The 14,923-nt window shown below is 63.5% G+C and carries 8 protein-coding genes; 5 read left to right on the forward strand and 3 right to left on the reverse strand.

The window, feature by feature from the left end; all coding sequences use genetic code 11:
- Window positions 1–112: 112 nt before the first annotated feature.
- The gene (locus GSQ88_RS19080) at window positions 113–1,315 is read left to right on the forward strand and encodes an autotransporter outer membrane beta-barrel domain-containing protein (RefSeq protein WP_159009267.1); all 1,203 of its coding nucleotides are present in this window, start codon (window positions 113–115) and stop codon (window positions 1,313–1,315) included.
- Window positions 1,316–1,535: 220 nt separating this feature from the next.
- Here the strand turns inward: GSQ88_RS19080 and rnd are convergent, their stop codons facing one another.
- A complete protein-coding gene (gene rnd, locus GSQ88_RS19085) occupies window positions 1,536–2,684 on the reverse strand; it encodes a ribonuclease D (protein WP_159009268.1) in 1,149 nt (382 codons plus the stop codon).
- An 804-nt stretch (window positions 2,685–3,488) separates the two neighbouring features.
- Here rnd and GSQ88_RS19090 point away from each other — a divergent pair.
- A complete protein-coding gene (locus tag GSQ88_RS19090) occupies window positions 3,489–4,991 on the forward strand; it encodes an MFS transporter (RefSeq protein ID WP_246784871.1) in 1,503 nt (500 codons plus the stop codon).
- A 25-nt stretch (window positions 4,992–5,016) separates the two neighbouring features.
- On the forward strand, window positions 5,017–6,093 hold the full coding sequence (pstS, locus tag GSQ88_RS19095; protein ID WP_159009269.1) for a phosphate ABC transporter substrate-binding protein PstS: 1,077 nt from the start codon (window positions 5,017–5,019) through the stop codon (window positions 6,091–6,093).
- Between the two features lie 809 nt (window positions 6,094–6,902).
- Here the strand turns inward: pstS and GSQ88_RS19100 are convergent.
- Complete coding sequence (locus tag GSQ88_RS19100) at window positions 6,903–8,381, reverse strand: protein adenylyltransferase SelO (protein ID WP_159009502.1); 1,479 nt, start codon at window positions 8,379–8,381, stop codon at window positions 6,903–6,905.
- A 192-nt stretch (window positions 8,382–8,573) separates the two neighbouring features.
- On the opposite strand from GSQ88_RS19100, the gene aspS reads away from it, so the two are divergent.
- Window positions 8,574–10,349, forward strand: coding sequence for an aspartate--tRNA ligase (aspS, locus tag GSQ88_RS19105; RefSeq protein WP_159009270.1), 1,776 nt, complete (start codon window positions 8,574–8,576; stop codon window positions 10,347–10,349).
- 1 nt (window position 10,350) lies between these two features.
- On the opposite strand, the gene GSQ88_RS19110 is transcribed toward aspS, so the two are convergent.
- The gene (locus tag GSQ88_RS19110) at window positions 10,351–12,330 is read right to left on the reverse strand and encodes an aq_1923 C-terminal domain (RefSeq protein ID WP_159009271.1); all 1,980 of its coding nucleotides are present in this window, start codon (window positions 12,328–12,330) and stop codon (window positions 10,351–10,353) included.
- 247 nt (window positions 12,331–12,577) lie between these two features.
- Here GSQ88_RS19110 and GSQ88_RS19115 point away from each other — a divergent pair, with 247 nt between their 5' ends.
- Window positions 12,578–14,887, forward strand: coding sequence for an NADP-dependent malic enzyme (locus tag GSQ88_RS19115; protein ID WP_159009272.1), 2,310 nt, complete (start codon window positions 12,578–12,580; stop codon window positions 14,885–14,887).
- Window positions 14,888–14,923 lie beyond the last annotated feature (36 nt).

Consider the following 14,923-nt stretch of genomic DNA (forward strand, 5'->3'; position numbering starts at 1 on the left):
GGTGACGGCGGGCATGACCGATTGACGCTCCGGAAGAACTGGGGGCAAATCGGCGGCGGCCGACGGTGATTTTCGGCAATTTTTCGCTGCGCTTTTTTTAGGAATGATTTTGATGCGCGGCTCATCGAGGCCTCCGCACTTTGGCAAAACCGGTACCGGTCAGAGGCTCGGCCGAGGGCTCGCGACAGCCATTGCCAAGGCTGTCGCGGCAATGGTTTTCGCGCTCGCGCTGATGCTGACGGCAAATCCGGTGCAAGCCGCCGCCGTATCGCCAACCCCCACGCCGACACCGACCCCCACGCCAACTCCGACACCGACGCCGACACCGAGCCCCAGTCCGGCGCCCTCGCGATCCTCTGATAATACCGGCATGGCCGCCGGCGCCACGCTCGCCAATCTCGGCAGCAACTTCCTGGAGCGCCTCGGCAACCAGGCCACGCACGGCTTTGGCAATGCGTGGCGCAGCAATCCGGGCGGCGGCGGCGCTTCCGAGGCCACCGATGAGCCGCGGTTCCGAACCTGGGGCGAGGCCTATGGCATCTCGGCGACGACGGCAGCCCAAGGCGATTTCGCCGGCGACCACCGTCAGACCTATGGCGGCGTGGCCGGGGTGGGGGCCAGGATCGCGCCCGGCGTCAATGTCGGCTTTTCGATCGACCAGAGCCGGACCTCGATCGACGTTCCGCTGGCGCTGCAATCGGCAACCCTCGACCTCACCCAGTTCGGCTTCAACGCCTCGGTGGACAAGGGGCCCTGGACTTGGGCCATCGCGCTGGTCCACGGGCTGGGAAGTATCGATTCCAGCCGCGACACCGGCGGCGGCATCGCCGGCGCCCGCTATGGCGGTCAGATCGACGGCGCGCTGACCGAACTCAGCTATTACTGGAGTTTCGACCAGAGCCGCATCGTGCCGAAGCTTGCCTTCGAATATGTCCATGCCGGGACCGGCGCATTCCAGGAATCCGGCGGTCTCGATCCGGTAGCGGCGAGCGACGCCACGATGGAGCGCTCGCGCGTGCTGGTCGGCGCCGAGATCGGGCACTACTGGATCTTCGACCAGAAGATTCTCGATCTGTCCGCCTACGGCAAATTCGTCGACAATGTCGCGCAGAATTTCAGCGCGATCACCGTCAGTCTCGATACCCAGAGCATCTCCTTGCAGGGCATCGGCGAAAGCGAATATGGCGCGGATGTCGGCGCCGCCGCGTCGCTGAACCTGACCGACAAAACGCGCCTCTACGTCAATTACGACGGCAAATTCCGCGCCGCGACCCAGTCGCACCAGGGCACGCTCGGCATCGAGTACAAGTGGTAGCGGTATTTCCGGCCCTCATCCTGTGAAGCTATCTCCGACGTCATCCCCGGGATGAACGCAATTGCGTTCACCCGTGAGGTGCGAGCTCTTGCGAGCCTCGAAGGATGTTGTTCTGCGCGGTGCGTGTAGCCATCCTTCGAGGCTCGCCGAAGCCGGAGAGTACCTCAGGATGACGCCCGGAGAGTATTCGGAAACGCTGCAATAGAAACGAGCGACAAGCTCAGCTTCGATCGACCCTGATCACGCGGCCTTTTTCCATCGCCAGCGCCAGCCGGCCGTGCTTGAGCGCCAGCGCTGCTTCGCCGAACAGCTCGCGGCGCCAGCCGTGCAGCGCGCCGACATCGGCATTATCGTCGGTTGCGATCTGCTCCAGATCATCGACCGTCGCGATCACCTTGCTGGCGACGGCGTGACGCTCCGACGTCATCCGCAGCAGCACCTTCAACAATTCGACGGTTGCCTGGCCATTGGAATTGCCGCGCGGCTTTTCGATTTTCGGCAAGCTCGCTGGATCGCGGGCGAGGCCGCGCTGCACGGCGGCGACGATGTCGGTGCCCCATTTCGAGCGATCGAAACCCTTCGGCAGCGAACGCAGATTGGCCAGCCGCTCCAGGCTGGTCGGGGCGTGGGTGGCGATGTCGCCGACCGCGTCGTCCTTGAGCACGCGGCTGCGCGGAACGTCACGGCTTTGCGCTTCCTGCTCGCGCCAGGCGGCGACTTCCATCAGCACCGCGAGCTCCTTGGGCTTGCGCACCCGCGTCTTCAGCCGCTCCCAGGCGCGTTCGGGGTGGAAATCGTAGGTCTTGGGCGAGGTCAGGATTTCCATTTCCTCGCTGACCCATTCGCTGCGGTCGCGCTTCTTGAGGTCGGCATCGAGGGCGGCGAACACGTCGCGCAAATGGGTAACGTCGGAGACCGCATAATGCATCTGCTCGGCGCTCAGCGGCCGGCGCGACCAGTCGGTGAAACGATGGGTCTTGTCGGGCCGGTGGCCGGTGATGCGTTCGACCAATTGGTCATAGGCGATGCTGTCGCCATAGCCGAGCACCATCGCCGCAACTTGCGTATCGAAGATCGGGTGCGGAATAGTGCCGGACTGGTGCCAGACGATCTCGATGTCCTGCCGCGCGGCGTGGAACACCTTCAGCACCTTCTCGTCGGCCATCAGGTCGAAGAACGGCTGGAGGTCGATGCCTTGCGCGAGCGTATCGACGACGACCGCTTCCTCCGCGCTCGCCATCTGCACCACGCAGAGCAGGGGATAATAGGTCGTCTCCCGCAGGAACTCGGTGTCGACGGTGATGACCGGGTGCTGGGCGAGGCGGCCGCACACCGCGGCAAGTTCAGACGTCGTCGTAATCAGATCCATGAACGGTCCATAGCGCAACTAGCGCCGCCGATCTGAAGCCCCCTTGCACCCCGGCAGGTACAACAAGCGAATTTCAACCGAAAAGCGGCACCAGAAAAACATGCATTCTTGCTGGTGTCCCGTTTCCGAAGTTCGCGTCAGCGCAAGCCGGCGGTATCGGATGAACTTCGGAAACGGGCCACCGATCACGGCGTTCGGCCGAAAGCACTGATATGTCAAGGGTGTTGCAGCGAATTCGAGCCTTGCATTTGCGCCGGAATGTGGATTACCGGCCTGAATCGCCTAAGGGTGGGCGGGGCGGATCCCGGCCAACGCCGGCTGCAAGGCACCGTCAGCGAGCGACCGGTCAGGAATCGCTGAGGCGCCGGGACGACCGCCGTTCCGCGGGAGCCGGAACCGCCAGCACGATGATGCACAGCCCGACCATGGCCAGCCCGATGAATTCAAATACCAACGCGTCCACGGCAATCACCCCCACCAAAGCGGTTAGAATTGTCGGGGAGGCGTTGAGCGTTTGTTAATTTGTGATTCCGCGGCCGAGGGCCGATCGGCGGATGGTGCATGCGCGCTTAAGAAGTGGGGTTAACGGCGGTCCGCCCTGCGGGCCGTCGGTTGAGCGGCCGGCGAAACGCACTCGGTCGCCTTCGGACAGATACACTCAGACACATACGGTTGCGGTCGGTTGTGGCGCGAGGCGTTGGGCGCGCGCTGATTGTCATTCCCATGTCGCCATCGGATGCGACAAATTCGCACAACAGCCGCTGAACTTCTGTCGATATTTTTAACGGTAAGGGGGATCGCGATATGGCCGACGCCGCAATTCAAGAGCTCAGCACCGCCCGGGCGAGATCGGTTCAGGACCATATCGACGAACTGCCGATGTGGGCCGATGGCACCCATTTGCCGTCGGCGCCGATGACCGGGATGCAGTGGCTGATCTGGTCGCTGGCCGCGGCGGGCAAATTCTTCGAAGGTTTTGTGGTGTTCATGACCGGCGTAGCACTGCCGCTGCTGTCGAACGAATTCAACATCGGCGCCGCCGAGCACGGCATCATTGGCGCCGCGAGCCTGTTCGGCATTCTGATCGGCGCGGTCGCCCTGGGCGGCCTGTCGGATCGCTTCGGCCGCAAGCCGATGTTCGTCGCCGAGATGGTGATCTTCTGTGGCTTCCTGATCGCGTTGATCTTCTGCACCAACTTCACCTTCTTGGTGATCTGCCTGTTCGGGATCGGGCTGTCGCTCGGCTGCGACTATCCGACCGCGCACATGATCATCTCCGAGAGCATTCCCTCGACCAGCCGCGGCAAGCTGGTGCTCGGCGCCTTCGCCTTCCAGGCGGTCGGTGCGCTCGCGGGCACCGCGATCGGCTATCTCGTGTTGTCGACATTGCCCGAGATCGGCGCCTGGCGCTGGATGTACGCCTCGGCGATCATTCCGGCGGTGCTGGTGACGATCGGGCGTTTCTACATCGTCGAGAGCGCCAATTGGCTGTCGTCGCGCGGTCAGATGGACAAGGCCGAAGCGGCCGTGAAAAAGCTCCTGATCCGCAAGCCGCAATATCCCGCCGAGATCAACCTGATGGGCCGCGATGAAGCGGCGGCCGCCAACGAGTCCAAGCAGACCTATCTGTCGCTGTTCAACACAACCAACCGGCGCGCCACCATCCTGGCCTCGGTGCCCTGGTTCTTGCAGGATCTCGGCACCTACGGCATCGGCATCTTCACCCCGACCATCCTGGCGGCGGCGGTGGGGGCCAACTCCGATCACGCCCGCAGCGTCGCCGACCTGATCGCCAACGACATCACCGCCGCCAAGGGTGCTGCGCTGATCACCAGCCTTTTGATTTTCGGCATTATCTTTGCGGTGATGCTCGCCGACACCGTGGGCCGGATCGCGCTGCAGATCCTCGGCTTCTTCGGCTGCGCCGCCGGTCTGTTCCTGGCATCGCTGTCGTCGAATTTTACCGGCGGCACGCAAACCCTGCTGATCTTCGCCGGCTTCATGCTGTTCAACTTCATGACCAACCTCGGCCCCAACGCCCAAACCTATCTGTTGGCCGGAGAAGTCTTCCCCACCGCGATCCGCGGCAAGGGAGCGGGCTTTGCCGCCGCCTTCGCCAAGATCGGCGCGGTCGCCACCGCATTCCTGTTTCCGATCCTGCTCGACAAGATCGGCACGCAGGCCCTGCTGTACGGCCTGATCGTGGTCTCGATCCTGGGCGCCGCGGTCACCTGGATGTACCGGATCGAAACCACCGGCGTGAACCTCGACAAGCTGCAACAGCCCGCCGACAAGCAGGCGGCATGATCGCCATCACGAAGGAGACATGAACATGATCGACTTCACGAAATCCGCGTGCTCGGCCGTCACCCTTGCCGCAACCCTCGCGCTTGCCACGATCGCGCTGCCGGCGGCGCCGGCCTACGCTGACGACGTCACCTTGACCGAGACCGGTTCGACGTTGTTGTTTCCGTTGTTCAAGATCTGGGTGGATGAATACACCAAGACCCATCCCGGCATTCACATCACCACCAACGCCACCGGCTCGGGCGCCGGCATCGAGCAGGCGATTTCCGGCGCAGCCCAGATCGGCACGTCAGATGCCTACATGTCGGACACGCAGGCGCGGCAGCATCCAGAGATCATCAACGTGCCGCTGGCGATCTCGGCGCAGACGGTCAACACCAATCTGCCCGGCCTCAACAATGCCAGTCTGAAGCTCGACGGCCCGGTACTCACCGACATCTACCGGGGCAAGATCCGCGCCTGGGACGACAAGGCAATCGCCGCGCTCAATCCGGACGTCAAGCTGCCGCACCACGACATCATTCCGGTGCATCGGAGCGAAGGCTCGGGCGATACCTTCGTGTTCAGCCAGTATCTGACGTTCTCGACGCCGTCGTGGGAGAACGACATCGGCTACGGCACCACGATCGCGTGGCCCACGGTCGCCGGTGGCTTGAATGCCGAAGGCAATCTCGGCGTCCTGCAACTGGTGCAGAAGACGCCGTATTCGATCGGCTATATCGGGGTGAGCTTGCACGCCGAGATCGCCGAGGCCGGCCTCGGCACCGCGGCGCTGAAGAGCTATTCGGGCGAGTATCTGTTGCCGAGCCCTGAGACGATCGCCGCGGCAGCCGCGGCGCTGACCCCGCGGACGCCGCCGGACCAGCGCCTGACCCTGGTCAACGCCCCCGGTGCCAACGCCTATCCGCTGGTGAACTACGAATACGCCGTGGTCTCGACCAAGCAGGCCAAGCCGGAGAGCGCAGCCGCGCTGCGCAAATTCCTGCTCTGGGCCATCGCACCCGACGAGAGCAACGAACGCTTGCTCGACGAGGCCCACTTCATTGCACTGCCGGCCCACATCTGGGTGCTCAGCCACGATCAGATCGAGACGATCAAGTAGGCGGCGGAGGGGTTTCTCTGACTCCGTCCGTTCACACCTGCGGATAATTTCTGATTTTCCGAAGTTATCCTTGACTCTTGACCCAAATCACCTGCTTATTGCTCGCCATCCCGTCCCGAGATGAGGGGACGTTGGCCATCGTCACTGACGTTGGGGCGGGGAGCGGTGGACGCGAGGACGCTATTGACGAACAGCGTTTGAGCGTACGGCAAAGTCGTGTGGTCCTGACGCCCCGATGGCAGGTGTTAAGCTCACAAGAAGCTCACGCTTTTTGGGAGCGACGGTGACAAACAAGCCAAGGTCTCGCCGGGGAGAGCACGGAATAAGCCGTAAAGCCATTGCGCAGGGAAGGCCGGACTGCTTCCGCTGAACCTGTATGCTCGTGTGCGTTTTTTTATCTACCTTTGCACATGAGACCGCGGGTGCAGCGCGCACCCGGTCTTCCCTGCGCCCTCTATTTTTGAGGGCGAATGAATTTGCAAACCTCGGGCGATTGCTGTCGCGAGAATGCGGAAGTGCGTTTGTAAGCAACGTTGTTGTTTGATCAATCCGAACAATCTATTCACGTCGTCCCGGCCTCCGAGCCGGGACCCATAGGGCGCGGACTCGCGTTTTGGCCGTGTGGCAGATGCCTTCTATTACAATTGATGCCAGGGGTTATGGGTCCCGGCTCAAGGCCGGGACGACGATGCGCTCTGATGCGGGGCCGATGAATTTGCAAAGTGCGCCGTAGGGTGGGCAAAGCCACCGGGTCGCGAATGCGCGCCCGATGACAGGCTCCGCGTACCCACCAATCGCATGCGGAGCCCTCACGTCCCGCAGAAGGTCTGCAACACGCGCTGTTCCGGCTTCGGCGGTTCGGCGTAGCGAGCGAACTCAGGTTGGTCCTCGAACGGTTTTGCCAGCACCGTCAAAAGCTCCTCGAACGGCGCATAGTCGTTGCGGTTCACGGCGGCGTCGATGATGGCTTCGATGCGATGATTGCGCGGGATGAAGGCCGGATTGACCGCGCGCATCGCGGCCGATCGCTCGGTGGCGGATTGCGGCTCGCCGCCGATGCGCTCGCGCCAGCGGATCGTCCATTCGTCGAACGCTGTGGGCTCAGTGAACAATTGCCGGACCTCGCGATCGTTTTCCGGATCGCGCGCGGCGTCGGCCAGGCGCCGGAAAACGAGGGTGAAATCGGCATGGTTCTGCGCCATCGCGTCCAGGAGATCCTGCACCAGCGCCTCGTCGCCATCGCGCCTCGTGAACAGGCCGATCTTGCTGCGCAGGCCGGACTGATAGGCGGCGGTGAATTTCTCCGGGAATTCGCCGAGCAGCGCCTGCGCTTCCGCTGTGGCCGCTTCCTGCTCGCCGGAAAACAGCGGCAACAGGCATTCGGCGAGCCGGGTCAGGTTCCACAGCGCGATCCGCGGCTGGTTGGCATAGGCGTAGCGGCCTTGCTCGTCGATCGAGGAGAACACCGCCGCCGGATCGTAATGGTCCATGAAGGCGCACGGACCGTAATCGATGGTCTCGCCGGAGATCGAGGAGTTGTCGGTGTTCATCACGCCATGGATAAAACCCACCAGCAGCCAGCGCGCGACCAATTGGGCCTGGCGTGCGATCACGCCCTCCAGCAGCGCGTGATAGGGCCGTTTCGCGCCCGCCGCGTCGGGATAGTGCCTGGCGATCACGTGATCGGCCAGCCGCCGCACGCCGTCGGTATCGCCGCGGGCGGCAAAAAATTGAAAGGTGCCGACCCGGATATGGCTCGAGGCGACCCGCGTCAGCACGGCGCCCGGCAGCATGGTCTCGCGCATCACGTTCTCGCCGGTCACGACCGCGGCGAGCGACCTCGTGGTCGGGATGCCCAGCGCCGCCATCGCCTCGCTGACGATGTATTCGCGCAGCACCGGGCCGAGCGCGGCGCGGCCATCGCCCCGGCGCGAAAACGGCGTCGGGCCGCTTCCTTTGAGCTGGATGTCACGCCGGATGCCGTCGGCGTCGATCACTTCGCCAAGCAGGATGGCGCGGCCGTCGCCCAATTGCGGAACGAAATGACCGAACTGGTGGCCGGCATAGGCCATCGCGATCGGCTCGGCGCCCTCGGGCAGGCGCTTGCCGGCGAGGATTTCGGTCCCTTCGGGGCTCGCCAGCAGCTCCGGATCGAGCCCCAGATGCACCGCCAGCGGCCGGTTCAGCTTGACCAGGCGCGGCGAGGCGACCGGGGTCGGGGCGACGCGGGCAAAGAAGCTCGCCGGCAGCGCCGCATAGGTGTTCTGGAACGGGAAATGGACGGTCATAACCATCAAGATAGGGCCGCCCCGCGAATAGGCAAACGGTTCGGCTGCCTGATGTCTCAAATCTGCGTTTATGAGCCCAAAACGGGCCGTTCCATTGGTTGCCGCGCCCGACAGCCTCGGGTAAACCCTCAACCTCTTCGGGCAGCCCTTTGGCCCCGATTCCAGTCTCCGACATCTAGTTTTGGGAATTCCATGCATCGTTACCGGTCCCACACCTGCGGCGCGCTCCGCGACAGCGATATCGACCAGACCGTCCGGCTTTCCGGCTGGTGCCATCGCATCCGCGATCATGGTGGCGTGCTGTTCATCGACCTGCGCGACCATTACGGCCTGACCCAATGCGTTGCGGACCCGGATTCGCCGGCGTTCAAGGACGCCGAAAAACTGCGCTCGGAGTGGGTGGTGCGGATCGACGGCAAGGTGCGTCGCCGTCCCGCCGGCACCGACAATCCGGAACTGCCGACCGGCATGGTGGAAGTATATATCAGCGAGATCGAGGTGCTGGGTCCGGCCGCAGAATTGCCGATGCCGGTGTTCGGCGATCAGGAATATCCTGAAGACATAAGGCTTAAGTACCGTTTCCTCGACCTTCGCCGTGAGAAGCTGCATCAGAACATCATGACCCGCGGCGAGATCGTTGACTCGATGCGCAAGCGGATGAAGAGCCAAGGCTTTTTCGAATTCCAGACGCCGATCCTGACGGCTTCGTCGCCGGAAGGCGCGCGCGACTTCCTGGTGCCATCTAGGATTCATCCCGGCCAGTTCTACGCGCTGCCGCAGGCGCCGCAGCAGTACAAGCAATTGCTGATGATGTCGGGCTTCGACCGCTATTTCCAGATCGCGCCCTGTTTCCGCGACGAGGATCCGCGCGCCGACCGTCTGCCCGGCGAGTTTTATCAACTCGACCTCGAGATGAGCTTTGTCGAGCAAGACGATGTTTTCGCAGCCGTCGAGCCGGTCATCACCGGCGTGTTCGAGGAGTTTGCCAAGGGCAAGCCTGTGACAAAAAGCTGGCCGCGGATTCCGTTCGCGGAAGCGCTCAAGAAGTACGGCAGCGACAAGCCCGATCTGCGCAACCCGATCATCATGCAGGAGGTCTCGGAGCATTTCCGCGGCTCCGGCTTCAAGGTGTTCGCGCGGATGCTGGAAGACCCCAAGAACCAGGTGTGGGCGATCCCGGGTCCGAAGGGCGGTTCTCGCGCGTTCTGCGACCGCATGAACTCGTGGGCGCAGGGCGAAGGCCAGCCGGGCCTCGGCTACATCATGTGGCGCGAGGGCGGCGAGGGCGCAGGTCCACTCGCCAACAACATCGGTCCCGAGCGCACCGCCGCGATCCGCGGCCAACTCGGCCTGGCGGAAGGCGATGCCGCGTTCTTCGTCGCCGGTGACCCCGACAAGTTCTGGAAGTTCTCGGGTCTCGCGCGGACAAAGCTCGGCGAGGAGTTGAACCTGATCGACAAGGATCGGTTCGAACTGGCCTGGATCGTCGACTTCCCGATGTACGAATACAACGAGGACGACAAGAAGGTCGATTTCTCGCACAACCCATTCTCGATGCCGCAAGGCGGTCTTGATGCGCTCAACAAGCAGGACCCGCTGACCATCAAGGCGTTCCAGTACGACATCACCTGTAACGGCTACGAGATCGCTTCCGGCGGCATCCGCAACCATCGTCCCGAGGCGATGGTGAAGGCGTTCGAGATCGCCGGCTATGGCGAAAAGGATGTGGTCGAGCGTTTTGGCGGCATGTACCGCGCCTTCCAGTACGGCGCCCCGCCGCATGGCGGCATGGCGGCCGGCGTCGATCGCATTGTGATGCTGTTGTGCGGCACCACCAATTTGCGTGAGATCTCGCTGTTTCCGATGAACCAGCAGGCGGTCGACCTGTTGATGGGCGCGCCGTCGGAGGTCGGACCGAAGCAGTTGAAGGATCTCCACATCCGGCTGAACCTGCCGGACAAGGGATAGCTCACAACGCCGTCGAGGCCTCGATCTTAAATTGCGCCAGTGCGACAAACGGGTCGGTTTGCAAAAGCTGCATCAGTTGCAGCGCCGGCACTTTGCCGAGCGGCGTCAGCTTGATGGTCAGCGTTTGCCCCGGGGTCTCGACAAAGCGGGCCAGCGCATCCACGGCAGCCGCGGCATCGGGATTGGCTGCCGCTGCTTTTTCGCCGCCGGCCCTGATGCTGTCGACAAGGCTGCTTCGGGCGGCGTCGCGGCTGACGTTCTGCGCGCGGGCATATTGTGCGACCGCAATGTCGCCGCCGCCCAGGTCGCGCAAGGTGAGTTCCAGCGTACCAGCCTCGATCTGCGCCGCCATCGCCGCCGCCTGTGTCGTACTGATCGAGAAGACGCCGCGTGGCACCTTGGCCAGCGAAACCCGCGCCGTTGCCTTGAGGAGACCGCCGAGTTCAAGCGACACGGGCTCCAGAACGAATGCGCCGGAGGTTTCCGTCCAGGCCGCGCCGAAATCGAGATCGATCGCCGTACTGTCCAGGCCGGCCGCGACGAGCATCTTTTGGCCGAGGTCGCTGGTGTCGAGCGGAGCGGTCATCTTCGCCGACAGCCGTACCTTGCTCGGGATCGGTCCGACAAACTGACCCCAATTCAGGTTGATGGCGTCGATGTTGATCGGCTTTTTGGTGTTCTTGTAGGGCGCGGTGAAGTCCTTGAGTTCGACGCCTTCGATCAACGGCAACAGCGCCAACGCCTGGTTGGGCGAAGGCTTTTGCGCGACGAACTGCGCCGACACGCGCATGAGGCCGGAGATGTCGAGGGATTTCAGCGCGAAGCGTTCGAGCTTGACGGGGCCGTTCGGCGCACGGGCATCCAGGCCTTCGAATGCAAGTTCGCCGATCTTGCCGCCTTCGAAGTTGAACCGCATCGTCGACAGCTTGATTGGACCCTGCGGCGTCTCCAGCGAGAGGCCCCGCATCTCGGCATTTCCGAAGCGGACGCCCTCATAAAGCCCGGCCACCGTCTCGATCTTCTCGCGTGCTTGTTCCGGCGTCGGCCGGGCGGCTCCGGCCGGCGGCATCATGGCCAGCAGCGGCGGCAGTTGGATCCGCGAGGGTTTGATTCCCACGTCATCGATGGTCATGCCATCGATCCGCATATTCATGCCTTGCCCAGATGTGAGGATAAAGGGGCCGGCCGAAATCTGCCGGTAAGCGCGGTGGTACTGGTCGTCGTTGGCCTTCCGCGGATCGAATATGGCGGCCAGCGCACCGACATCGATGTCGTCCGTGACCAGATTTGCGAGATTGCCGGTGAATTTCTCGGTCTTGCCGGCCTGTTGCAGGTTGACCGTGAAAACGGCGCCGTCAGCCTTCATGCTGGCGATCTTGCCGTCCCTGATGCCGTTCATCGCAAGGCCCGAATAGGCGACCTCGCCATCGCCCGGCGTCGCAGCGGCGAACTGCATGGTTGCGGCAATGCTGGGCGCCGTGATCGACGCCGCCGTGACGTCTGCGAATTGCTCGAGTCCGAACCGATAGACATCGATGACGGACGACGAAGCCGGCAGCCGTTGCAGGCGGGCCGGGCCGGAATAGTATTTCACGGTGATCCGCGGCACCTGGTAGCTGAGGCTCGGGCCGGCCGAGGCGGCCGTCGCCACGCGGATCTCGACGCCCGTTACCTCGATGCTCTCGGCGGAGAATCGCGTTGCGTCCGGCTGACCGACGTCCGAGGCCGTGAGATTGGCGATCTTGATGCTGACCGGAGGTTGTGCGGTCGATTCGCCGGCGATGTCCGCGATCGTGACGGTGCGGTTCTTCAGGTCGAACGACACCGGGCCGTGGCTCGCCTTGGCGCCCGTCGCACGGATCTGCTCGAACGCAGCGTCGATCTCGCTGGCGATCCGGTGCTGTGTGTAGAACTGGAAGCCAAAGAAGCCGGCCGCCGCAACCACGATCGCGGCGATCAAACCCGTCAGGGCCTTTATCATTCGGTCTGCTCCGGTTGCGGATTGTGCAGGGGAGAAATTGCCATATTGTCCGATCGGAACGGACGTGCGGCGGTCAAGGTAACGGCTTCGATGATTTATTCCAATGAGCCCCTGTTGATGGCGGCGCAGTCCGGTGTTGCATCCAAGCGGTTGCACGTGCTTCACATCCGGCCCAATCTGCAGCAAATCCGGCCCTTCTGGACACGCCAAAGAAACAAAATCCGGGATTGGAAACGCGGGAGTACGCATGTCGTCTAGTTCTGAAGAGCTTCGTTCCGCGGCACTGGCGTACCATCGGCTGCCGCGGCCAGGTAAACTTGAGATCCAGGCCACCAAGCCGCTCGTCAACCAGCGCGACCTTGCGCTGGCCTACACGCCGGGCGTCGCCTGTGCCTGTACAGAAATCGCCAACAACCCGGCAGAGGCGGCGACGCTGACCGCCCGCGCCAATCTGGTCGCTGTGGTCTCCAACGGCACCGCGGTGCTCGGCCTTGGCAATATCGGCCCGCTGGCGTCCAAGCCGGTGATGGAGGGCAAGGCCGTCCTGTTCAAGAAATTCGCCGGCATCGACGTCTTCGACATCGAAATCGCCGCCGACACCATCGAACGGGTGGTGGAGACCGTGGCGGCGCTGGAGCCGACCTTCGGCGGCATCAACCTCGAGGACATCAAGGGGCCGGAATGCTTCGAGATCGAGGCGCAGCTCAAGGCGCGGATGAAGATTCCGGTCTTCCATGACGACCAGCACGGCACCGCGATCATCGTCGGCGCTGCCATCACCAACGCGCTGCTGTTGAACGGCAAGAAGCTCGCCGATTGCAAGATCGTTTGCTCGGGAGCGGGTGCTGCGGCGATCGCCTGCCTCAATCTCTTGGTGTCGCTGGGGGCGCAACGCAAGAACATCTGGGTCTGCGATATCGATGGCGTGGTGCACGAAGGGCGCAACACGCTGATGGACCGCTGGAAGGCGGTGTATGCGCAGAAGACCGACAAGCGTGTGCTGGCCGAGGTGATCGGCGGCGCCGATATTTTCCTGGGGGTGTCGGCACCTAATGTGCTGAAGCCCGACATGGTCAAGCAGATGGCGGACAAGCCGCTGGTGATGGCGCTGGCCAATCCGGACCCCGAAATCATGCCGGATGAAGCCCGCAAAGCCCGCCCGGACGCGATGATCTGTACCGGGCGTTCGGACTTCCCGAACCAGGTCAACAACGTGCTGTGCTTTCCGTTCATCTTCCGTGGCGCGCTCGACTGCGGCGCCACCGCGATCAACGAGGAAATGAAGCACGCGGCGGTCGAGGCGATCGCGCAATTGGCGCGCGATCCGCCATCGGACGCGATTGCCCCCGGCTTCGACAGCGGGGAAACCCAGGGCTTTGGCCCGGGCTCGCTGATCCCAAGCCCGTTCGATCCGCGGCTGATCCTGCGCATCGCGCCGGCGGTCGCCAAGGCGGCGATGAAGTCGGGCGTCGCATCGCGTCCGATCGCGAATTTCGAGGACTACGCCGCGCAGCTCGAACGCTTCGCGTTCCGCTCCGGCTTGGTCATGAAGCCGGTGTTTGCCAAGGCCAAGACCCAGCCGGTTCGCGTGATCTATGCCGAAGGCGAGGACGAACGCGTCCTGCACGCGACGCAGGTGGTGCTCGAGGAAAAGCTGGCGCGGCCGATCCTGGTCGGGCGTCCCTCGGTGGTCGAGGCGCGCATCAAGCGCTACGGCCTTTCGATCAAGGCCGGAGAGGATTTCGACCTGATCAACCCCGAGGACGATCCGCGCTATCGATCCTACGTGCAATCCTATATCGACGTCGCCGGCCGGCACGGCGTAACCCCGGACGCCGCGCGTACGGTGGTGCGCACCAACGCGACCGTGATCGCAGCGCTGGCGGTGCACCGCGGCGAAGCCGATGCCATGATCTGCGGCGTCGAAGGCCGCTATATGAGCCATCTTCGCCACGTCCGCGAGATCATCGGCTTCCTGCCGGGGGTCACCGATTTCGCCGCGCTGTCGCTGATGATCACCAGCAAGGGCGCTTATTTCATCGCCGATACCCAGGTGCGGCCGAATCCGAGCGCCGAGGAGCTCGCGGAGGTGGCCGCATTGGCCGCGATGCACGTCCAGCGCTTCAATATCAAGCCCAAGATCGCCTTCGTGTCACATTCCGATTTTGGCAGTTATGATACGGAATCGTCCCGGAAGATGCGCCGCGCCACCGCGTTGTTGAAACAGAACCATCCGGAGATCGAGGCGGACGGTGAAATGCAGGGCGACACCGCGCTTTCCGAGGCGGCGCGGGCGCTGATCCTGCCGCATTCGAAGCTGGAGGGCGTTGCCAACATCCTGATCATGCCGAACCTCGACACCGCCAACGTCGCCTATCAGATGATCAAGTCGCTGGCCGATGCGCTCCCGGTCGGACCGATCCTGGTCGGGCCCTCGCGTCCGGCGCATATCCTGACCCCGTCGGTGACCGCGCGCGGCGTTCTCAACATGACCGCGGTGGCGGCGGTCGAAGCCCAGGAGCGTGCCGGCCGTGCGCAGCCCACGCTGTTTGGGTGAGAGGGCCAATCATCCGGGAGGGACGTGCTGAATCGA

The organism is Bradyrhizobium sp. S69 (assembly GCF_009766005.1).
Lineage (GTDB): Bacteria > Pseudomonadota > Alphaproteobacteria > Rhizobiales > Xanthobacteraceae > Bradyrhizobium.

What these genes read in the sequence shown, in the direction of transcription:
- GSQ88_RS19080 (WP_159009267.1), top strand. Translation starts at nt 113, where the DNA reads ATGCGCGGCTCATCGAGGCCTCCGCACTTTGGCAAAACCGGTACCGGT.
- rnd (WP_159009268.1), bottom strand. Translation starts at nt 2,684, where the DNA reads ATGGATCTGATTACGACGACGTCTGAACTTGCCGCGGTGTGCGGCCGC.
- GSQ88_RS19090 (WP_246784871.1), top strand. Translation starts at nt 3,489, where the DNA reads ATGGCCGACGCCGCAATTCAAGAGCTCAGCACCGCCCGGGCGAGATCG.
- pstS (WP_159009269.1), top strand. Translation starts at nt 5,017, where the DNA reads ATGATCGACTTCACGAAATCCGCGTGCTCGGCCGTCACCCTTGCCGCA.
- GSQ88_RS19100 (WP_159009502.1), bottom strand. Translation starts at nt 8,381, where the DNA reads ATGACCGTCCATTTCCCGTTCCAGAACACCTATGCGGCGCTGCCGGCG.
- aspS (WP_159009270.1), top strand. Translation starts at nt 8,574, where the DNA reads ATGCATCGTTACCGGTCCCACACCTGCGGCGCGCTCCGCGACAGCGAT.
- GSQ88_RS19110 (WP_159009271.1), bottom strand. Translation starts at nt 12,330, where the DNA reads ATGATAAAGGCCCTGACGGGTTTGATCGCCGCGATCGTGGTTGCGGCG.
- GSQ88_RS19115 (WP_159009272.1), top strand. Translation starts at nt 12,578, where the DNA reads ATGTCGTCTAGTTCTGAAGAGCTTCGTTCCGCGGCACTGGCGTACCAT.